Source organism: Pseudomonas boreofloridensis (assembly GCF_030580795.1).
In the GTDB taxonomy this organism is placed as follows: Bacteria; Pseudomonadota; Gammaproteobacteria; order Pseudomonadales; family Pseudomonadaceae; genus Aquipseudomonas; species Aquipseudomonas boreofloridensis.
Map to the genome: position 1 here is coordinate 151,077 of NZ_JAUQOQ010000002.1, position 21,358 is coordinate 172,434.

The window sequence follows — 21,358 nt, forward strand, 5'->3', positions numbered from 1 at the left end:
CTTCAGGCGTGGCGGGCGTCGTGGCAGCGTTGGAAACGCGCCTCCAGGCCACGGTCGGGCATCTGGTGCGTGCGCAGGGCCTTGAGCGTCTGTTCCACATAGTCGCGCGTGGTGCCGAAGCGGCCCTTGGCATTGGCGAGGATCTGGCTGAGCAGGCTGTCGGGCAGGTTGCCGGCGTAGCACGGCAGGTGGCGCTCGAGTACGAAGCCCAGCGCCTGTACCTTGCTGCCGTCGTCCAGGCGGCAAGTCAGCCAGTGCGGACGATACGCCGGGAACGGCATCTCGCGTTGCCACAAGGCGCGCAAGGAGTCTTCCAGGCAGCGCTCTTCCAGGCGATAGGCGAAGCCGCTGCACGAGCCGCCGCGGTCGAGCCCGAACACCAGGCCTGGGCATTCCGGCGTGCCGCGGTGCTCGTGGGACCAGAGGTACAAACCGCGGTGATAGCCATGCACGCGCGCGCGCCGGCGCTCCACCGAATCGCATTCCGGACGCCAGATCAGCGAGCCATAGGCGAACAGCCACACCGGCCCGCCTTCATGACGGGACATGGTCGCCTGCATCGAAAGATGCAGTTGATCGGGAGTCAGTTGCTGGCCGAAATCCAGCGAAGGGGGATAGGACACTTGCCACTTAGAACTTTCAAGTACCGACATAGGCTGCCGCCGTTGTTTCCTGTGCAAAGGGACCAGGGTCTATTTGAACGCAGTATGGGCGAGTGCAGATACACTTCGGACAAAGCCCACGAACTTGCACCGCCAGCGTCCGCTGGCCGTCTGGGGCAGCGCACACGACGCTGGGTGAAGTCCATGCGCATAACTTAAGGCAATCGCGCAGAGGCGCTCAAGCCCCGAGAGCACAGTTTTATGCATAATACCGACAGCCGGAACGACGGTTATGAATAGATTAAAAGTTATTCATGCATTCAGTAATAATGGCGACCTTATAATCGACGCCTGCAACTTTGGTTATTACTGCGGACGTGTCATTGCGACACGTCCGTCGCTTCAATTGCGCGGGGCGTAGGCGAAGACGTCGGCGCGCATGCGGTGTGCATCCATGCCCGCTTCCACCAGGGCATCGAGCGTGGCATAGACCATGTTCGGCGAGCCGCTGGCATACACATGCACGCTGTTGAGGTCGGCGATGTCTTCGCGCACCGCCTCGTGCAACAGCCCGCAGCGTCCCTCCCAGCCACACAGGTCGCTGACCACCTTGTGCAGGAACAGATTGGGCAAGCGCTGCCACTGCGCCCAGTGCTCGATGGCGTAGAACTCGTCCGGGCGCCGCACGCCCCAGTAAAGGTGGACCGGGTGCTCGAAGCCATGGGCACGGCAATGCTCGATCAGGCTGTGCATCTGGCCCATGCCGGTGCCGGCAGCGATCAGCACCAACGGACCGTCGGGCAGCTCGGCCAGATGGGCATCGCCGAACGGCAGTTCGACGCGCGCCATGCCCGTGCGTTGCAACTGCTCGATCAGTTGCACGGCGCTGCGCTCGCGAGCCAGCACGTGCAGTTCCAGATCGCGTCCGGCGTGGGGCGCCGAGGCCAGGGAAAACGCGGCCTTGTCCGCACCTTCGCGCTCGATCAGCAGGTACTGCCCGGCGTGATAGCGCGGCAGCTTGCCAGCCGGCGCGCGCAGGCGCACGCGCCAGACATCGCCGCCGACCTCGACGCATTCGCTGACGCTGCAGGCCAGCGCGCGCACGGGCAGTTCACCGAGGGCCAACACCCCATCCCACAACAGCACGCAGTCTTCCAGCGGCTCGGCGATGCAGGTGAACAGCTCACCCTGATCGCGGACCTCGCCGTCCTGGCGTACCCGCCCTTCCACCAGCAATGCCGCGCACACATGGCAGTTGCCGTTGCGGCAACTGCTCGGGCACTCGTAACCCAAGCGCCGCGCTGCTTCCAGAATCCTTTCGCCCGGCTGCACGGACAGTACCGCGCCGGACGGCTGCAAGGTCACCTGCATCACTCTATATTCCCAACTGGTCCCACAGCTCATCGATGCGGCGGGTGACGGCCTCGTCCTTGACGATGACCCGGCCCCATTCGCGTGTCGTCTCGCCCGGCCACTTGTGGGTGGCATCCAGGCCCATCTTCGACCCCAGGCCCGATACCGGCGACGCGAAGTCGAGGTAGTCGATCGGCGTGTTGTCGATCATCACCGTATCACGCTTGGGATCCATGCGCGTGGTGATGGCCCAGATCACGTCGTTCCAGTCGCGGGCGTTGATGTCGTCGTCGGTGACGATAACGAACTTGGTGTACATGAACTGTCGCAGGAACGACCACACGCCCAGCATGACGCGCTTGGCGTGTCCCGGATACTGCTTCTTCATGGTCACGACGGCCATGCGATACGAGCAGCCTTCGGGCGGCAGGTAGAAGTCGACAATCTCGGGGAACTGCTTCTGCAGGATCGGTACGAACACCTCGTTCAGCGCCACGCCGAGAATCGCCGGTTCATCCGGCGGACGGCCGGTGTAGGTGCTGTGGTAGATCGGCTTGTGCCGATGAGTGATGCGCTCGACGGTGAACACCGGGAAGCTGTCCACTTCGTTGTAGTAGCCGGTGTGGTCGCCATAGGGGCCTTCGGGGGCCATCTCGCCCGGATGGATCACGCCCTCGAGAATGATCTCGGCGGTGGCCGGCACCTGCAAGTCGTTGCCACGGCACTTGACCAGTTCGGTACGGTTGCCGCGCAGCAGGCCGGCAAAGGCGTATTCCGACAAGGTATCGGGCACCGGTGTCACCGCGCCGAGGATGGTCGCCGGGTCCGCACCCAGCGCCACGGCGACCGGGAACGGCTGGCCCGGATGCTTTTCGCACCATTCGCGGTAGTCCAGCGCACCGCCACGGTGGCTCAGCCAGCGCATGATGACCTTGTTGCGACCGATCACCTGCTGGCGGTAGATACCCAGGTTCTGCCGGTCCTTGTTCGGACCACGGGTGACGGTCAGCCCCCAGGTGATCAGCGGCGCGACGTCACCCGGCCAGCAGTGCTGGATCGGCAGTTGCGACAGGTCGACGTCTTCACCCTCGACCACCACCTCCTGGCACACCGCGTCCTTGATCACCTTCGGCGCCATGGACACGACCTTCTTGAAGATCGGCAGCTTCGACCAGGCATCCTTCAGGCCTTTCGGCGGCTCGGGCTCCTTGAGGAAGGCCAGCAACTTGCCGATCTCACGCAGCTCGCTCACCGACTCGGCGCCCATGCCCATGGCCACACGCTCGGGCGTGCCGAACAGGTTGCCGAGCACCGGCATGTCGAAGCCGGTGGGCTTTTCGAACAGCAGCGCCGGGCCCTTGGCCCGCAGCGTGCGGTCGCAGACTTCGGTCATTTCCAGAATGGGCGAGATCGGAACCTGGATGCGCTTGAGTTCGCCGCGCTGCTCCAGGCCGCGAATGAAGTCGCGTAGATCGCGATACTGCATGCGTGAGCCTCATGTTGGCCGTATCGGTCGGGGTGCAGAGTGTAACGTGTTTGGCTGAAATGAGTGGGGGCCGCTACCTGCTTCGTCGCCGGTGAAACGCCCCGTCAGGAGCAGGTTCACCGGCGATGAAACACGTAGCGGCCCCCACTTTTGCCGCGATGAAACGCTTACTTGCGCTTCATCGACAGGAAGAACTCATCGTTGGTCTTGGTCTGCTTGAGCTTGTCGATGAGGAACTCGATGGCCGCCACTTCGTCCATCGGGTGCAGCAACTTGCGCAGGATCCACATGCGCTGCAGCTCGTCGTCGGCAGTCAGCAGTTCTTCGCGGCGGGTACCGGACTTGTTGATGTTGATGGCCGGGAACACACGCTTCTCGGCGATGCGACGGTCCAGCGGCAGTTCCATGTTGCCGGTACCCTTGAACTCTTCGTAGATGACCTCGTCCATCTTCGAGCCGGTCTCGACCAGCGCGGTGGCGATGATGGTCAGCGAGCCGCCTTCCTCGATGTTACGGGCCGCGCCGAAGAAGCGCTTGGGCTTTTCCAGGGCATGGGCGTCGACACCACCGGTGAGCACCTTGCCGGAGCTCGGAATCACGGTGTTGTAGGCACGGGCCAGACGGGTGATGGAGTCCAGCAGGATGACCACGTCCTTCTTGTGCTCGACCAGGCGCTTGGCCTTCTCGATGACCATTTCGGCGACCTGCACGTGGCGGGTCGGCGGCTCGTCGAAGGTCGAGGCGACCACTTCGCCGCGCACGGTGCGCTGCATCTCGGTCACTTCTTCCGGGCGCTCGTCGATCAGCAGGACGATCAGGTGGCACTCGGGATTGTTGCGGGTGATGTTGGCCGCGATGTTCTGCAACATGATGGTCTTGCCCGCTTTCGGCGGGGCGACGATCAAGCCGCGCTGACCTTTGCCGATGGGCGCGCACAGGTCGATGACTCGACCGGTGAGGTCTTCGGTGGAGCCGTTACCCGCTTCCATCTTCAGGCGATGGTTGGGGAACAGCGGCGTCAGGTTTTCGAAGAGGATCTTGTTCTTCGCGTTTTCCGGACGGTCGAAGTTGATGGTATCGACCTTCAGCAGCGCGAAGTAACGCTCCCCTTCCTTCGGCGGACGGATCTTGCCGACGATGGTATCGCCGGTGCGCAGGTTGAAGCGGCGGATCTGGCTGGGCGAGACGTAGATATCGTCAGGGCCGGCCAGGTACGAGGCGTCTGCCGAACGCAGGAAACCGAATCCATCCTGGAGAATCTCCAGCACGCCGTCACCCGAGATTTCTTCGCCGCTCTTGGCGTGTTTTTTCAACAGGGCGAAAATCACGTCCTGCTTGCGCGAACGGGCCATGTTTTCGATGCCCATCTGTTCGGCCATTTCCAGCAGATCGGTAATCGGCTTTTGCTTGAGTTCTGTCAGGTTCATAAGGGGAGTGACGTAATCATGTAAGAAGGGGGGGAATTAAGCTTCTGGCTTAATGAAGCCGCGCCGCTAGATTGGCGACAGGATCGCGTACTGATTCGAATTGGGAGTGCGTCGGCGACGGCATGTAGAGGGCACTGGAGAAACAGTGCGAGGCCGAATGTAACACTTGCTTTTTTGGGCGTCTAGTGGTTTTGACGGTGGAAACCGGACCCAGGGGACGGGAGACGCGGTTCACCCAAGACTGCCACGAAGCAGCCCCGGCACGCTCATGCGCACAGCATCAAGCGTCGGCGGGGCGCTTCACATCACAGGTGGGCGTCGATGAACGCGGTCAGCTGCGACTTGGACAGCGCGCCTACCTTGGTCGCTTCGACGTTGCCGTTCTTGAACAGCATCAGCGTCGGGATACCACGCACGCCGTGCTTGGCGGGTGTTTCCTCGTTATCGTCGATATTCAGCTTGGCGACGGTCAGCTTGCCTTTGTAGTCCTCGGAAACCGCGTCCAGCACCGGGGCGATCATCTTGCAGGGGCCGCACCATTCAGCCCAGTAATCCACCAGTACAGGGCCTTCGGCCTTGAGCACTTCGGCCTCGAAAGTGGCGTCGGTGACGTTTTTGATCAGATCGCTGCTCATGGCGTTCTCCAGGTCGAAAGCGAAAAAAGTGGCCCATCATAGCCGTACCCACGGCCTATCGGAAGTCGCGAGCGATTGAGTGTCACTATAGTTGAGCAAGACGCTGTGAATGAAACTGTCATACAAGCGTCATAGGATCCGTTCCAGGCCTTCACCGAGCAGTCATGCAGGCCATCCGCACATTGCCTTGCGTCAACCCTTGCCATGCCGCGCGTTGGCGTCAGCCTGCGATCATGTCAGGATTGCCGGGTTATCGACCGAGAACAACCAGATATGCCGCATACCACCGCGAAGAACCTGTCCCTGATCGCCGCCATCGACCTTGGCTCCAACAGCTTCCACATGGTCGTGGCCAAAGCCCACCATACCGAGATCCGCATTCTGGAACGGTTGGGGGAGAAGGTTCAGTTGGCCGCCGGCATCAGCGAAGACCGCCTGCTCAGCGAAGAAGCCATGCAGCGCGGCCTCGAGTGCCTCAAGCGCTTTGCCCAGTTGATCAACGGCATGCCCGCCGGTGCCGTGCGCATCGTCGGCACCAACGCCCTGCGTGAAGCGCGCAACCGCAACGCGTTCATCCAGCGCGCCGAGGCCATCCTTGGCCATCCGGTGGAAGTCATCTCCGGTCGTGAAGAGGCCCGCCTGATCTACCTGGGTGTGTCGCACACCCTGGCCGACACGCCGGGCAAACGCCTGGTGGCCGACATCGGCGGCGGCAGCACCGAGTTCATCATCGGCCAGCGCTTCGAACCCTTGCTGCGCGAGAGCCTGCAGATGGGCTGCGTGAGCTTCACCCAGCGCTATTTCCGCGACGGCAAGGTCACTCCGGCACGCTATGCCCAGGCCTACACCGCTGCGCGCCTGGAACTGATGAGCATTGAAAACGCCTTGCACCGCCTGACCTGGGACGAGGCCATCGGCTCTTCCGGCACCATTCGGGCCATCGGTGCGGCGATCAAGGCGAACGGCCAAGGCAGCGGCGAAGTCAACGCCGAAGGGCTGGCCTCGCTCAAGCGCAAGCTGTTCAAGCTCGGCGAGGTCGACAAGATCGACTTCGAAGGGGTCAAGCCTGACCGCCGCGCGATCTTCCCGGCGGGCCTGGCGATTCTCGAAGCGATCTTCGACGCCCTGGAACTGCAGCGCATGGACCACTGCGACGGCGCCCTGCGCGAAGGCGTGCTGTTCGACCTGTTGGGGCGCCATCACCACGAGGACGTGCGCGAGCGCACCCTGAACTCGCTGATGGAGCGCTACCACGTCGATCAGGGTCAGGCCGCGCGCGTGGAGCGCAAGGCTGTGCACGCCTTCGACCAAGTGGCCAAGGCCTGGGACCTGGAAGACGGCAACTGGCGCGACTTGCTGGGCTGGGCGGCGAAGGTGCATGAAATCGGTCTGGACATCGCCCATTACCACTACCACAAGCACGGCGCCTACCTGATCGAGCACTCCGATCTGTCAGGCTTCTCCCGCGAAGACCAGCAGATGCTGGCGCTGTTGGTGCGTGGCCACCGCCGCAACATTCCCAAGGACAAGTTCGCCGAATTCGGTGACGACGGCGTGAAGCTGATCCGCTTGTGCGTGCTGCTGCGCTTCGCCATTCTCTTCCACCATATTCGCGGCACCCAGCAGATGCCCAAGGTGGAACTCAAGGCTGACGACGACAGCCTGGAAGTGGTCTTCCCCGAAGGCTGGCTGGAACAGAACCAACTGACCCAGGCCGACTTCGCCAACGAAGCCGAGTGGCTGGCGCGGGTGGGGTTCATTCTCAGCGTTCGCTGAACCTGTGCAAGCGGCCGGGTGCCGCGAACACCGGCCTGGCCGGTGTCAGGCCCCGCGACGCGCTTTGCTGGATATCAGTCGCAGCGGCGAAGCGCCGCTGCCACCGCCCTACCGCTGCGCGGCTAGCGTACGTTCAACACCGGATTGCTCAGGCGCTCCAGCAATGTCGCCTGGGCGCTGCGCGGGTTCTGGTTGCCGGTCGGCGTGCTACGGACATAGCGCCCGTCGGACTGCAGCGTCCAGGCCTGGGTGTTGTCGGTCAGGTAGCTTTCCAACTCCTTCTTCACCCGCAGCAGCAGCTTCTTGCCCTCGACCGGGAAGCAGGTCTCGACGCGCTTGTCGAGGTTGCGCTCCATCCAGTCGGCACTGGACAGGTAGATCTGCTCGTCGCCGCCATTGAGGAAGTAGAACACCCGGGTGTGCTCCAGGAAGCGACCGATGATCGAGCGCACCGTGATGTTGTGCGACACCCCGGCGATGCCTGGCCGCAGGCAGCACATGCCGCGCACCACCAGGTCGATCTTCACACCCGACTGGCTGGCCTTGTACAAGGCCTTGATCACCTTGGCATCGGTCAGCGAGTTGAACTTGGCGATGATGTGCGCCGGCTTGCCGTCGAGGGCGAACTGCGTCTCGCGGGCGATCATGTCGAGCATGCCCTTCTTCAGGGTGAACGGCGCATGCAAAAGCTTCTTCATGCGCAACGTCTTGCCCATGCCGATCAGCTGACTGAACAGCTTGCCGACGTCCTCGGTGAGGGCGTCGTCGGAGGTCAGCAGGCTGTAGTCGGTGTACAGACGCGCGTTGCCCGCGTGGTAGTTGCCCGTACCCAAGTGCGCATAGCGAACGATCTCGCCCTGCTCGCGGCGCAGGATCAGCATCATCTTGGCGTGGGTCTTGAACCCGACCACGCCGTAGATCACCACGGCGCCCGCGGCCTGCAAGCGGCTGGCCATCTGCAGGTTGGACTCTTCGTCGAAGCGCGCACGCAGCTCGATCACCGCCGTGACCTCCTTGCCGTTACGCGCTGCGTCGACCAGTGCATCGACGATCTCGGAGTTGGCGCCGGAGCGATACAGCGTCTGGCGCACGGCGAGCACGTGCGGATCCTTGGCGGCCTGGCGCAGCAGGTCGACCACCGGGGTGAAGGACTCGAACGGGTGCATCAGCAGCATGTCCTGCTTGCTGATCACGCTGAACAGGTTGTCGGCGTTCTGCAGGGTCTTGGGAATGGCCGGGGTGAACGGCGCGTACTGCAGCTCCGGGTGGCTGTCCAGGCCGGTGATGCTGAACAGGCGGGTCAGGTTGACCGGTCCATTGACCTGATACAGCTCGCTCTCGCTCAGGCTGAACTGCTTGAGCAGGTAGTCCGACAGGTGTTTCGGGCAGGTGTCGGCGACTTCCAGGCGTACCGCGTCACCGTAGCGACGCGAGAACAGCTCGCCACGCAGCGCGCGGGCCAGGTCGTCGACCTCTTCGGAATCCAGTGCCAAGTCGGCGTTGCGGGTCAGGCGGAACTGGTAGCAGCCCTTGACCTTCATGCCCTGGAACAGGTCGTCGGCGTGGGCGTGGATCATCGACGACAGGAAGACGTAATTGGCGCCCGCGCCACCCACCTCTTCCGGCACACGGATCACCCGCGGCAGCAGACGCGGCGCCGGGATGATGGCCAGGCCCGAGTCGCGACCGAAGGCATCGACGCCTTCGAGCTCGACGATGAAGTTCAGGCTCTTGTTCACCAGCAGCGGGAACGGGTGGGTCGGGTCGAGGCCGATGGGCGTGATGATCGGCGCGATCTCGTCGCGGAAGTAGCGGCGCACCCAGGTCTTGAGCTTGGGCGTCCAGTAGCGGCGACGAATGAAACGAATCTGGTGTTTCTCCAGCTCCGGCAGCAGCACATCGTTGAGGATCGCGTACTGACGGTCGACCTCGATATGCACCAGTTCGCTGATCCGCGCCAGCGCCTGGTGCGGCTGCAAGCCGTCGGCGCCGGCCTGTTCGCGGGCGAAATTGATCTGCTTCTTCAAGCCCGCCACGCGGATCTCGAAGAATTCGTCGAGGTTGCTGGAGAAGATCAGCAGGAACTTCAGACGCTCCAGCAGCGGGTAGGACTCGTCCAGCGCCTGTTCCAGCACGCGGATGTTGAACTGCAGCTGCGAGAGTTCACGATGAATGTACAGGCTGCTGTCGTCCAGGCTCGGCACCGCAATGGCTGGAGCCGGGGCCGGCGCCGGCGCGGCGGCCTCGACAGCCGGTTCCGGCTCCGGCTCAGGCGCCGTCGGCAGGTCCGGCGGGGTCTGCACCAGCTCCTCCGGCAAGGCCTTGGCGTGTTTGATCTCGACAGCGGTGAGCACTTCGTTATTCATCTGAGTTCCTGTGAGGGCGTTACTGCCCTCTCAACAATTGAGCGGCACGCACGGCGAAGTAGGTGAGGATGCCATCGGCGCCGGCCCGTTTGAAAGCGGTGAGGGATTCGAGAATGACCGCTTCGCTGAGCCAGCCGTTCTGGATGGCGGCCATGTGCATGGCGTATTCGCCGCTGACCTGATACACGAAGGTCGGCACGCGGAATTCGGTCTTCACCCGGTGAACGATGTCCAGGTAAGGCATGCCTGGCTTGACCATGACCATGTCGGCGCCTTCGGCGAGGTCGGTGGCCACTTCGTGCAGGGCCTCGTCGCTGTTGGCCGGGTCCATCTGGTAGGAGGCCTTGTTGGCCTTGCCCAGGTTCAGCGCCGAGCCGACCGCGTCACGGAACGGGCCATAGTAGGCACTGGCGTACTTGGCCGAGTAGGCCATGATGCGCACGTTGACGTGCCCGGCCAGCTCCAGGGCTTCACGGATGGCCTGCAGGCGGCCGTCCATCATGTCCGACGGTGCCACCACCTGGGCGCCCGCATCGGCGTGCGACAGCGCCTGACGTACCAGGGCATCGACGGTGATGTCGTTCTGTACGTAGCCTTCCTCGTCGAGGATGCCGTCCTGGCCGTGGGTGGTGAACGGGTCGAGGGCGACGTCGGTGATCACCCCCAGTTCCGGGAAGCGCGCGCGCAGGGCACGGGTGGCACGCTGGGCGATACCTTCCGGGTTCCATGCCTCGGCACCGTCGAGGGTCTTCTTCTCCACTGGCGTGACCGGGAACAGCGCCAGCGCCGGAATGCCCAGCTCCACCCAGCCTTGCGCCGCTTCGAGCAGCAGGTCGATCGACAGACGCTCGACGCCGGGCATCGACGGCACTTCCTCGCGACGGTTCTCGCCGTCCAGGACGAACACCGGCAGGATCAGGTCATCGACGGTCAGGGTGTTCTCGCGAACCAGCCGACGGGAGAAATCGTCCCGGCGGTTGCGACGCAGGCGGGTGGCAGGAAACAGACGGTTGGCGGGGGTAAAGCTCACGGCAGACTCCTGAAGCCCGCGCAGGCGGGCTAGCGCGACAGTTATAAGCGTCCATTATGACGCCTAGGTTACAGGGAAGGGCAACCCTGCGACCTGTAGCCGCAGGGCACTTGCGTGTAGGAAATGTTCACTTCGAGACACATTTGGACACTTTCCCCCAGACGCGTGAAGGGGTAGGCTGCGCGTTCATTTCGCCAGCATCTCAGAACATGCTTCAACAATTCCTGCATGATTTCGGCTATTTCGCCCTCTTTCTAGGCACCTTCTTTGAAGGCGAGACCATCCTGGTGCTTGCAGGATTTCTCGCGTTCCGTGGGTACATGGACATTTCCCTGGTGGTGCTGGTGGCGTTCTGCGGCAGTTATGCCGGGGATCAGTTGTGGTACTTCATGGGCCGTCGTCACGGGCGCAAGATCCTCGCCCGCAAGCCGCGCTGGCAGGCCATGGGCGACCGCGCCCTGGAGCATATCCGACGTCATCCGGACATCTGGGTGCTGAGCTTCCGTTTCGTCTATGGCCTGCGCACGGTGATGCCGGTGGCCATCGGCCTGTCCGGCTACCCACCCCGGCGTTACCTGCTGCTCAACGGCATCGGCGCGGCCATCTGGGCCCTGGCCCTGGGCGCGGCCGCCTACCATTTCGGCGCCATCCTCGAAGGCATGCTGGGCAACATCAAGCGCTACGAACTGTGGGTGCTGGGCGCCCTGCTGGTGCTCGGTGCGCTGCTCTGGCTGCGCCGTTATGTGCGCAATCGCCGCGCCGAGCGCAAGGCCGCCGCGCTGGCCAGCCAGGCGCAGCCGGCAACCGAGCCGCGCAACGAACAGCACTGAAGCCTTTGCCTCTGACGTCATAGCGATCGACCGCGACCTCCCGCCCCGAATGAACACCGGGCGGCGCGTGCGATCCAATGCGTCACACGACAGGATTTCGAGCGTCTCGACACGGGAGTAACGAACATGACAAAAAAAGTCGCGGTGATTCTATCGGGCTGCGGCGTCTACGACGGCGCCGAGATCCATGAAAGCGTGATCACCCTGCTGCGCCTCGACCAGCGTGGCGCCCAAGTGCAATGCTTTGCCCCGGACGTGGCACAACTGCACGTCATCAATCACCTGACCGGCGAAGCCATGCCCGAGTCGCGCAACGTTCTGGTGGAGTCGGCGCGCATCGCCCGCGGCGAGGTCAAGGACGTGCGCGAAGCCAAGGCCGAGGACTTCGACGCGCTGATCGTGCCGGGCGGCTTCGGCGCCGCGAAGAACCTGTCCAACTTCGCCGTCGAAGGCGCCAACTGCACCGTGCACCCCGATGTGCTGGCGCTGGCTGAAGCCTTCGCCGCCGCCTGCAAGCCGGTCGGTCTGATCTGCATCTCGCCGGCGCTGGCCGCGAAAATCTACGGTCCAGGCGTGGTCTGCACCATCGGCAACGACGCCGACACCAGCGCTGCGGTAGTGCAGATGGGCGGCACCCATGAAGACTGCGATGTGCACGACATCGTCGAAGACACCCAGCGCAAGCTGGTGAGCACCCCGGCCTACATGCTGGCCACCTCGATCAGCGAAGCGGCGAGCGGTATCTACAAGCTGGTCGACCGTGTGCTCGAACTGACCCACGAAGACGATCAGTAAATGCCCAGGGGGCGCCAGACGCCCCCTCTGTTCAGCCTTTGGACAGCCGCGTCAGGATGCGATCCAGGGCGTTGGCGAAGGCTTGCTTCTCGCGCTCGCCATAAGGCGCCTGTCCGCCCCCTACCTGCCCCTGCTCGCGCAATTCGGTGAACAAATTGCGCACGGCCAGACGCTCGCCCATGTTGCGCTCGTCGAACTCACGGCCCCGTGGATCGAGCACCGCGACGCCCTTCTTGATCAGCCGATCAGCCAGAGGCACGTCGCTGCAGATCGCCAGCTCACCGGGCACGGCATGCTCGACCAGATAATCGTCGGCGGCATCCATGCCGCTGGGCACCACGATCAGGCGCACGATGGCGAACGCCGGCTTGGCCACCGCCTGGCCGGCCACCATCACCACTTCCAGCTTGCGCTTGAGGGCGAATTTGACGATCAGGTCCTTGGCCGCCTTGGGGCAGGCGTCGGCGTCGATCCATATGCGCATGGGGAAGTTCCGTGGTTCAAAAGGACACTAGTGTCGGACCCAACTTGGCGCAGGGCAAGCGCCACCTCAATTCGCCGCCGCCCGACGCTTCTCGGCCATCCACGAGCGTCCGTACAGCAGCACGACCGCTAGCAAGGCCACGGCCTGCGCAGCCAACGAATAGGCATCGGCATGAATGCCCAGCCAGTCGAATTCGAAGAACGGCACTGGCCGCGTGCCCAGCACGCCGGCTTCCTGCAACGCCTTCACGCCATGTCCGGCGAACACCACCGACAGCGCGCAGAGCAACGCAGCGTTGATGCTGAAGAACAGCGACAGCGGCAAGCGCGCCGAACCCCGCAGGATCACCCAGGCCAACCCCACCAGCAGCACCATCGCCGTGGCGCCACCGGCGAGCACCGCCTGATGCCCTGCAGGACCGGCCTGCAACCACAAGGTCTCGTAGAACAGGATCACCTCGAACAGCTCGCGGTACACCGAGAAGAACGCCAGCAGGGCGAAGCCGAAGCGCCCACCACCGCTGAGCAGGCTGCGCTTGATGTAGTCCTGCCAGGCGTCGGCGTGGCGCCGGTCATGCATCCACACCCCCAGCCACAGCACCATGACGGCGGCGAACAGCGCCGTACAGCCCTCGAGCAGCTCGCGCTGGGCGCCGCCGACGTCGATTACGTAAGCCGCCAGCGCCCAGGTGGCAAAGCCGGCGAGCAACGCCAGGCCCCAGCCGATGTTCACGCTGCGCACCGCCGATTGCTGGCCGGTGTTGCGCAGGAAGGCCAGGATCGCCGCCAGCACCAGGATCGCTTCCAGGCCTTCGCGCAGCAGGATCAGCAGTCCCGAGACGTAGCTCAGCGACCAACTCAGGCCATCGCTGCCCAGCAGCTTGGCGGCCTGCGCCAGTTTCACCTTGGCTTCGTCCAGGCGCTGCACCGCCTGCTCCACCGGCAAGCCGTCCTGCAGCGCCTGACGGTAGGCCATCAGCGACTTCTCGGTGTCCTTGCGCACCTGCGCGTCGATGTTGTCGAGCGAGCTTTCCACCAGCTCGAAGCCTTCCAGGTAGGCCGCCACCGACAGGTCATAGGCCTGGTCGTGATCGCCCTCGCGATAGGCCGCCAGGCTCTTGTCCAGGGTGCTGGAGGTGTAGTCGAGCAACTGCGCCGGCCCGCGCTTGACCTGCGGCGGCTGGGCACGCTGGGCGCGGAATGCCGCCACGGCCTCGGCGCCTTGGTTGGCGGCGACTTCGGCCGGGGTCTGACGCGCCAGATCGGCGATGTTCCAGGTGACGTCGCCTTTGCCAGCCTGAGGGTCGGCGCTGAAGCTGGCGATGTAGGCGGCCACGTCCCAACGCTGACGCTCGTCGAGCTGATCGGCGAACGATGGCATTTCAGTGCCTTCGATGCCCAGCCCCAGGGTGTTGTACAGGTCGAACAGGCTCAGCTGGTCGAGCCGCTCGACATTGCGCAAGTTGGCCGGCGCAGGCTCCAGGCCGACGCCCGCAGGACCGTCGCCGGCGCCCGTGTCGCCATGGCAGATCGCGCAGTTCTGCGCATACAGCGATGCGCCGCGCGCCGGGTCCGGGGTGATCACCGGGGCCTGGCTGACCTCGTAGGCCACCGCCAGGCGCGCGCCCAACTGTCGCGCCTGATGGGCCACCGCTGCGCCCGCTTGACGCTGGTCGATGGCCTGGCGCAGCGCCTGCACACCCTGCACCAGCGCATCGCGCTCGGGATGGGCCGGCAAGCCTGCGAGCAGCTCCGCCAGCACGGCGCCGAACTCCTGCTGCTCGCGGTACTCCGGGTCGTCCAGCACCTGGCCATCGCGCACCGTCGACGGGTAGTCGGCGCCGATGTAGTCCAGCAGGTGCAGGGCCTTGGTGGCTTCTGCGGGGGACTCGGCCACAGCCAGGCAACTGCACAGCGCCAGCACCGGCAACAACAGCCAGGCAAGCAGAGAAGAGCGGGAATTCATGGCGAATCTCGGCGGGAATACGAAAGCGAACATTGTTCACTTCCACTTCGCACCACTCAAGCGGTGCGCAGGGATTTCATGAAAAATCTTGCGACAAATCAGTAGGACATCGCGTCATCAACGCCATCAGCGCGCGTCAAGGATTTCCACGTCCGGCAGGTCCATCGACGCGGCTTCCTCCTGCAGAAACGCACTCAAGCGCCGCAGACGCTCACCACCGGGCCGCGTGCGTGGCCATACAAGGTAGTAGTCCAGCCCGCTGGGCACAGCGGTGGGCCAGGGCAGGCTCAGGCGGCCGGCGGCAACGTCCTCGGCCACCATCAGCAGGTCGCCCATCGACACGCCGTAGCCACGGGCGGCGGCGATCATGCCCAACTCCAGGGTGTCGAACACCTGCCCACCTGTGATCGGCACCGTTTCGCTCAGGCCCATGCGCGCCAACCAACTGCGCCAGTCGCGGCGGTCGGGGGTGGGATGCAGCAGCTCGGTCCCGGCCAGCCGCTGCGCATCCCAAGGAGCCTCGGCCTGCAATTGCGGTGCACCGACCGGAATCAACAGCTCGGCGAACAGTCGACGCACTTCCCAGTCGGCGGAGAAATTGCCGTCGCTGAGCAGCACGGCACAATCGAAGGGCTCTTGGTTGAAGTCCACATGGTCCACGTCCATCCAGGCGCTGGTCAGTTGCACCTCGTTGCCCGGCTGCAAGTGACGAAAACGACTCAGGCGCGCCAGCAGCCAGCGCATGGTCAAGGTCGAGGGCGCCTTCATGCGCAGCATGTCGTCCTCGCCACGCAGGGTGTTGCAGGCGCGCTCCAGGGCTGCGAAGCCGTCGCGTACGCCGGGCAGCAGCAGGCGCGCAGCTTCGGTGAGCTGCAAACTGCGACCGTGGCGGATGAACAGGCGGCAGCCGAAGTGCGCTTCCAGGGTGCGGATATGCCGGCTGACCGCGCTCTGGGTGATGGACAGCTCTTCGCCCGCGCGGGTGAACGAGCACAACCGCGCCGCGGCTTCGAATGCGCGCAACGCATAAAGGGCAGGCAACTGACGAGACATGCGGCTCCCGTAAAAAGGACATGGCGTGAACGAAGTGGATCTTAGCTGCATGAGTTCAACTCATGCCAGGCATCGCATTTATCCTTTTGTGCAAACCTGACCGAGGCCGCAGAATCGTCCACTTTCATCGCCGCGCCCACACCGAAGGACTCCGCCCCATGCACGTCGCGCCCACCACCGAACTCAAGGCCTTGTTGCGCCTGGCAGGCCCTCTGATCGCCTCGCAACTGGCGCACATGCTGATGGTGCTCACCGACACCCTGATGATGGCCCGCATCAGCCCGCAGGCCCTGGCCGGCGGCGGGCTGGGCGCGGCCAGTTATTCGTTCGTGTCGATCTTCTGCCTGGGCGTGATCGCCGCCGTCGGCACCCTGGTGGCCTTCCGCAAGGGCGCAGGCGACATCGCCGGTGCCACGCGCCTGGCGCAGAACGGGCTGTGGCTGGCCTGGGGCCTGGCCTTGGCTGCCGGCCTGGCGCTGTGGAACCTCAAGCCGCTGTTGCTGCTGTTCGGCCAGCGCCCGGACAACGTCGAGATGGCCATGCAGTTCCTCACGCTGCTACCCCTGGCGCTGCCCGGCTACCTCACCTTCATGGCCCTGCGCGGCTTCACCAGTGCTTTGGGCCATTCCACCCCGGTGATGGTCATCAGCCTGGTGGGCACGGTGCTCAACTACCTGATCAACCATGCACTGATCGAGGGGCTGTACGGCTTGCCGAAACTCGGCCTGATGGGCATCGGCCTGGTCACCGCCGTGGTGTCGCTGGGCATGGCGGTCGCCCTGGCGCTGTATATCCGCTGGCACCGCGCCTACGACGCCTATCCCCTGCGCCAGGGCCTGTCGCGGCCGTCGCTGGAGGCGCTGCGCGAACTGTGGCGACTGGGCCTGCCGATCGGCGGCACGTACATCGTCGAAGTGGGCCTGTTCGCCTTCGCCGCCCTGTGCATGGGCGTGCTGGGCAACACGGAGCTGGCCGCGCACCAGATTGCCCTGCCGATCATTTCGGCAGCGTTCATGGTGCCGACCGGCTTGTCATACGCGGTGACCATGCGGGTCGGGCTGTACTACGGCGCCGGCAACCTGCTGGCGGCCCGCAGCGCCGGACGGGTGGGCATCGGCATGGGCGCGGTGATCATGTTCGCCTTCGCCGTGCTGTTCTGGTTGTTCCCGGACACACTGGTCGGCTGGCTGGTGGACCGCCATGATCCGGCCTTCGCCGACATTTTCGCGCTGGCCGTGCAACTGGTGATGGTGGCGGCGTGGTTCGAACTGTTCGACGGCACCCAGACCATCGCCATGGGCTCGATCCGTGGCTTGAAGGATGCCAAGACTACCTTCGTCATCGGCTTGCTGTGCTACTGGCTGGTCGGTGCCCCCGCCGCCTGGCTGTTCGCGTTCACCCTCGGTGGCGGCGCCGTGGGCATCTGGTGGGGACTGGCGCTGGGTCTTGCGTGCGCCGCGGTGGCACTGACCCTGGCGTTCGAGTGGCGGATGCGGCGGTTGCTGCACAGGGCCGGTGGTGGCCAGCCGCTAGCCTCGGGGATCTCGCGGCGTTGATCCATGGGCGCGGGTTCACGCGCGCCCCGTTCACGGCGGCGCCTGACCCGCACGCTCCCCGCCGCACGCCTCCAGCAGGTACTCCATCAGTTCGTCCACCGGTAGAGGCCGACTCACCAGGAAGCCCTGCACCTGGTCGCAACCAAACTCGCGCAGCAAGGCCATCTGCTCCTCGCTTTCCACGCCTTCGGCTACCACCTCCAGGTTGAGGTTGTGCGCCAGGTTGATCATCGCGTGCACGAGTTTGCGGTTCTCTTCGCGCTGCTCCATGCCGGCGACGAAGCTGCGGTCGATCTTGAGCAGCGCGATGGGCAGGCTGTTCAGGTGCACGAACGACGAGAAGCCCGTGCCGAAATCGTCCAGCGAGAAGCGCACGCCCAGCCGCCCGAGGGCATCCATGGTCTGGCGCACCACCTCGTTGCGGCGCATCACCGCCGTTTCGGTCAGTTCGAACTCCAGCCAGCGCGCATCGACGCCGTGCTCGACGATCAGTCGACTCAGGGTGGCCAGCAGTTGGCTGTCCTGGAACTGGCGGAAGCTCAGGTTCACCGCCATGTGCAAGGGATCGAGGCCGCGCAGTTGCAAGGTCTGCATATCGCGCAGGGCGCGGCAGATCACCCAGTAGCCCAGCGGCACGATCAGCCCGCTCTGCTCGGCCAGCGGTACGAACTCGCTCGGTGCCAACAGGCCACGCTGCGGATGGCGCCAGCGCACCAGCGCTTCCAGGCCGACGATACGTCCCGCGCCCAGGTCCAGGCGCGGCTGGTAGTGCAGCTCCAGCTCATCGCGGCGCAGCGCCCGCCGCAGCTCGCTTTCCAGGTCGGCCAGGCTGCGGGCATGACGATTGATCCGCTCGTTGAACACATGGTACGTGCAGCCCTGGACGCCCTTGGCCTGGCGCATGGCAATGTGCGCATGCCACATCAGCGGGTCGGCGCCCGCCTGGGCGCGGGCGTGGGCCAGGCCCAGGCTGCATCCCAGCAACAGGCTTTCACCATCGACCCAGTAGGGCTCGGCCAGGGCTTCGACGATGGCCTCGGCGATGCGCTCGGCGCGGCCGGTGTCGTGGCGGGTGTCGATCAGCAGGGCGAACTCGTCGCTACCCAGGCGCGCCAACTGATCGTCGGCCCCCAGCAACTGCTTGAGCCGGTGCACCACCTGCAATATCACCCGGTCGCCGCCCTGATGGCCGAGCGCGTCGTTGACGTGGCGGAAGGTGTCCAGGTCCAGGTGACCGAGGGCCAGGCCGCGACCGCCATGCTGGGTCAAGCGTGCGGCCAGCAGCGCCTGGAAGCCCTGGCGGTTGGCGATGCCGGTGAGCGGGTCCTGCTCGGCCAAGCGCTGCAACGAGGCCACCAGCGCGCCGCGCTCGCGCACATGGCGCAGTGAGCGACGCAGCGTATCGCTGCTCAACTGGTCACGCACCAGCCAATCGCTGACGCCTTCCGGCGCGTTATCCGGCTCGGCGTCGAGCAGCAGGATGACCGGCAACGCGCAGCGGCCCACCGCTGGCTGCAACTCGGGCGTGGCCAGCACCACCGCCTGGCGATCATGGGCGAAGAGGCTGTCCACCGCCTCCCAGCTCGGCGCGGTCAGCAACACGGCGCTGTCGGCCAACGGTCGCGCACAGTCGCGCAACAGGGCGGCCCAAAGCGGCTCCTCGGCCAACAGCAGCAGACGCAAGGGTTCGGTGGGCGTGGACAAGCGGGCTCCTTAGGCCGTGGACCGATGATGTCGAGTAGCCATATGCTAACCGACAATTAGCAATGATTCTCACTTTTAAACGTGGCGGTCCCTGCCCGGCATTACGACGGATTTCGGGGTGCATCCTGCGCCAAACGCGCCGCCTGGGCAATTGTGTCGAAACCCGACAGCGCCCGGTCGGACGGTCGCGCCACAACCCCCCCATGCCTGCTAGAATGCGCGGCTATTTTTCTGGTCACCCCCGGTTTCTAGCATGTCCCGACTCAATCCCCGGCAACAGGAAGCCCGAGACTACGTCGGCGGCCCTCTCTTGGTGCTCGCCGGTGCAGGCTCCGGCAAGACCAGCGTGATCACGCGCAAGATCGCCCACCTCATCCAGAACTGCGGCATCCGTGCCCAGTACATCGTCGCCATGACCTTCACCAACAAGGCCGCGCGCGAGATGAAGGAGCGGGTCGCCACCCTGCTGCGCCCGGGCGAGGGCCGGGGCCTGACGGTGTGCACCTTCCACAACCTGGGCCTGAACATCATCCGCCGGGAACACCAGCGCCTGGGCTACAAGCCAGGTTTCTCGATCTTCGACGAGTCCGACATCAAGGCGCTGCTGTCGGACATCATGCAGAAGGAATATTCCGGCGACGACGGCCTGGACGAGATCAAGAACATGATCGGGTCGTGGAAGAACGACCTGATCCTGCCCGCCGAAGCCCTGGAAAAGGCGCGCAACCCGCGCGAGCAGACCGCCGCCATCGTCTACACCCACTACCAGCGCACGCTCAAGGCGTACAACGCGGTGGACTTCGACGACCTGATCCTGCTGCCGGTCAAGTTGTTCCAGGAGCACCCGGACGTGCTCGATCGCTGGCAGAACCGTGTGCGCTACCTGCTGGTCGACGAATACCAGGACACCAACGCCAGCCAGTACCTGCTGGTGAAAATGCTCATCGGCCTGCGCAACCAGTTCACCGTGGTCGGCGACGACGACCAGTCGATCTACGCCTGGCGCGGCGCGCGCCCGGAAAACCTGATGCTGCTCAAGGAAGACTACCCGTCCCTGAAGGTGGTGATGCTCGAGCAGAACTACCGCTCCACCAGCCGCATCCTGCGCTGCGCCAACGTGCTGATCGCCAACAACCCCCACGACTTCGAGAAGCAGTTGTGGAGCGAGATGGGCGTGGGCGACGAAATCCGCGTGATTCGCTGCAAGAACGAGGAAGCCGAGGCCGAACGCGTGGCCATGGAAATCCTGACCCTGCACCTGCGCACCGACCGTCCCTACAGCGATTTCGCCATCCTCTACCGCGGCAACTACCAGGCCAAGCTGATCGAGCTGAAGCTGCAGCACCACCAGGTGCCCTATCGCCTCTCCGGCGGCAACAGCTTCTTCGGACGCCAGGAGGTCAAGGACCTCATGGCCTACCTGCGCCTGCTGGTCAATCCGGACGACGACAACGCCTACCTGCGGGTGATCAACGTGCCACGCCGCGAGATCGGCTCGACCACCCTGGAGAAGCTCGGCAACTACGCCACCGAGCGCGGTGTGTCGATGTACGCCGCCAGCGAGGAGATGGGCCTGGGCGAGCACCTGGACGCGCGCTACACCGAGCGCCTGCAGCGCTTCAAGCACTGGCTCGACGGCGTGCGCCACAAGGTCGCTCTGGACGACCCGATCGCCGCGCTGCACGAGATGGTCAAGGACATCGACTACGAGAACTGGATTCGCCAGAACACCGCCAGCGACAAGGCCGCGGATTTTCGCATCGGCAACGTCTGGTTCCTCATCGACGCCCTGAAGAACACCCTGGAGAAAGACGAAGAGGGTGACATGACCATCGAGGACGCCATCGGCAAGCTGGTGCTGCGCGACATGCTCGAACGCCAGCAGGAAGAGGAAGAAAACGCCGAGGGCGTGCAGATGATGACCCTGCATGCCTCCAAGGGCTTGGAATTCCCCTACGTGTTCATCATGGGCATGGAAGAAGAAATCCTGCCCCACCGCTCCAGCATCGAAGCCGACACCATCGAGGAAGAACGCCGTCTGGCCTACGTGGGCATCACCCGCGCGCGCCAGACCCTGGCGTTCACCTTCGCCGCCAAGCGCAAGCAGTACGGCGAGATCATCGATTGCACCCCCAGCCGCTTCCTCGACGAGTTGCCACCGGACGACCTGGCCTGGGAAGGCCTGGACGACGCCCCGGTGGAGGTCAAGGCCGCGCGAGGCAACAACGCACTGGCCGACATTCGGGCCATGCTCAAACGCTGAATCACCCCTACTCTTTCAACCTGTGCCGCGACC

Annotated in this window: 16 protein-coding genes; 5 read left to right on the plus strand and 11 right to left on the minus strand. The window is 64.5% G+C overall.

From position 1 onward, the window contains the following. Positions 1 to 2: 2 nt before the first annotated feature. The 5 genes from Q6A47_RS02860 to trxA all read right to left on the minus strand — a co-directional run bounded on the left by Q6A47_RS02860 (position 3) and on the right by trxA (position 5,503). The gene (locus Q6A47_RS02860; protein WP_029614735.1) at positions 3 to 653 is read right to left on the minus strand and encodes a gamma-glutamylcyclotransferase; all 651 of its coding nucleotides are present in this window, start codon (positions 651 to 653) and stop codon (positions 3 to 5) included. 351 nt (positions 654 to 1,004) lie between these two features. Beyond that, positions 1,005 to 1,973: a CDP-6-deoxy-delta-3,4-glucoseen reductase gene (locus tag Q6A47_RS02865; RefSeq protein WP_116890211.1), complete on the minus strand. Its 969-nt coding sequence runs from the start codon at positions 1,971 to 1,973 to the stop codon at positions 1,005 to 1,007. A gap of 4 nt (positions 1,974 to 1,977) precedes the next feature. Next, positions 1,978 to 3,441, minus strand: coding sequence for a 4-hydroxy-3-polyprenylbenzoate decarboxylase (gene ubiD / locus Q6A47_RS02870; protein ID WP_039581901.1), 1,464 nt, complete (start codon positions 3,439 to 3,441; stop codon positions 1,978 to 1,980). Between the two features lie 167 nt (positions 3,442 to 3,608). Further along, positions 3,609 to 4,868 carry a transcription termination factor Rho gene (gene rho / locus Q6A47_RS02875; protein WP_039581904.1) on the minus strand — a complete coding sequence of 420 codons (1,260 nt, stop codon included), beginning with the start codon at positions 4,866 to 4,868 and terminating at the stop codon, positions 3,609 to 3,611. 305 nt (positions 4,869 to 5,173) lie between these two features. Then, positions 5,174 to 5,503, minus strand: coding sequence for a thioredoxin TrxA (gene trxA / locus Q6A47_RS02880; protein ID WP_304482953.1), 330 nt, complete (start codon positions 5,501 to 5,503; stop codon positions 5,174 to 5,176). Positions 5,504 to 5,776: 273 nt separating this feature from the next. Between trxA and ppx the strand changes: the two genes are divergently transcribed. Further along, positions 5,777 to 7,279 (plus strand): exopolyphosphatase, encoded by a 1,503-nt coding sequence (gene ppx, locus Q6A47_RS02885; protein WP_295484063.1) that lies wholly within the window; start codon positions 5,777 to 5,779, stop codon positions 7,277 to 7,279. 122 nt (positions 7,280 to 7,401) lie between these two features. On the opposite strand, the gene ppk1 is transcribed toward ppx, so the two are convergent. Next, positions 7,402 to 9,645, minus strand: coding sequence for a polyphosphate kinase 1 (gene ppk1, locus Q6A47_RS02890; protein WP_029614731.1), 2,244 nt, complete (start codon positions 9,643 to 9,645; stop codon positions 7,402 to 7,404). Positions 9,646 to 9,664: 19 nt separating this feature from the next. Next, complete coding sequence (gene hemB / locus Q6A47_RS02895) at positions 9,665 to 10,675, minus strand: porphobilinogen synthase (RefSeq protein WP_304482955.1); 1,011 nt, start codon at positions 10,673 to 10,675, stop codon at positions 9,665 to 9,667. Between the two features lie 209 nt (positions 10,676 to 10,884). On the opposite strand from hemB, the gene Q6A47_RS02900 reads away from it, so the two are divergent. Both Q6A47_RS02900 and elbB read left to right on the plus strand, forming a co-directional pair. Next, the gene (locus Q6A47_RS02900) at positions 10,885 to 11,505 is read left to right on the plus strand and encodes a DedA family protein (RefSeq protein ID WP_029614729.1); all 621 of its coding nucleotides are present in this window, start codon (positions 10,885 to 10,887) and stop codon (positions 11,503 to 11,505) included. Between the two features lie 126 nt (positions 11,506 to 11,631). Further along, positions 11,632 to 12,300, plus strand: a complete 669-nt coding sequence (gene elbB / locus Q6A47_RS02905; RefSeq protein ID WP_039581913.1) for an isoprenoid biosynthesis glyoxalase ElbB — start codon at positions 11,632 to 11,634, stop codon at positions 12,298 to 12,300. 31 nt (positions 12,301 to 12,331) lie between these two features. Here the strand turns inward: elbB and Q6A47_RS02910 are convergent, their stop codons facing one another. The 3 genes from Q6A47_RS02910 to Q6A47_RS02920 all read right to left on the minus strand — a co-directional run bounded on the left by Q6A47_RS02910 (position 12,332) and on the right by Q6A47_RS02920 (position 15,802). Further along, complete coding sequence (locus Q6A47_RS02910) at positions 12,332 to 12,784, minus strand: YaiI/YqxD family protein (RefSeq protein ID WP_029614727.1); 453 nt, start codon at positions 12,782 to 12,784, stop codon at positions 12,332 to 12,334. Between the two features lie 66 nt (positions 12,785 to 12,850). Beyond that, positions 12,851 to 14,782, minus strand: a complete 1,932-nt coding sequence (locus Q6A47_RS02915) for an FTR1 family protein (RefSeq protein WP_039581916.1) — start codon at positions 14,780 to 14,782, stop codon at positions 12,851 to 12,853. A 93-nt stretch (positions 14,783 to 14,875) separates the two neighbouring features. After that, positions 14,876 to 15,802 (minus strand): LysR substrate-binding domain-containing protein, encoded by a 927-nt coding sequence (locus Q6A47_RS02920; protein WP_304482957.1) that lies wholly within the window; start codon positions 15,800 to 15,802, stop codon positions 14,876 to 14,878. A gap of 158 nt (positions 15,803 to 15,960) precedes the next feature. On the opposite strand from Q6A47_RS02920, the gene Q6A47_RS02925 reads away from it, so the two are divergent. Continuing rightward, positions 15,961 to 17,358 (plus strand): NorM family multidrug efflux MATE transporter, encoded by a 1,398-nt coding sequence (locus Q6A47_RS02925; protein ID WP_304482958.1) that lies wholly within the window; start codon positions 15,961 to 15,963, stop codon positions 17,356 to 17,358. A gap of 30 nt (positions 17,359 to 17,388) precedes the next feature. Here Q6A47_RS02925 and Q6A47_RS02930 read toward each other — a convergent pair whose 3' ends face one another. Continuing rightward, positions 17,389 to 19,062 carry a putative bifunctional diguanylate cyclase/phosphodiesterase gene (locus Q6A47_RS02930; RefSeq protein ID WP_116889843.1) on the minus strand — a complete coding sequence of 558 codons (1,674 nt, stop codon included), beginning with the start codon at positions 19,060 to 19,062 and terminating at the stop codon, positions 17,389 to 17,391. A gap of 253 nt (positions 19,063 to 19,315) precedes the next feature. Between Q6A47_RS02930 and rep the strand changes: the two genes are divergently transcribed. Then, on the plus strand, positions 19,316 to 21,325 hold the full coding sequence (gene rep, locus Q6A47_RS02935) for a DNA helicase Rep (RefSeq protein ID WP_029614721.1): 2,010 nt from the start codon (positions 19,316 to 19,318) through the stop codon (positions 21,323 to 21,325). The last annotated feature ends 33 nt before the right edge of the window (positions 21,326 to 21,358 follow it).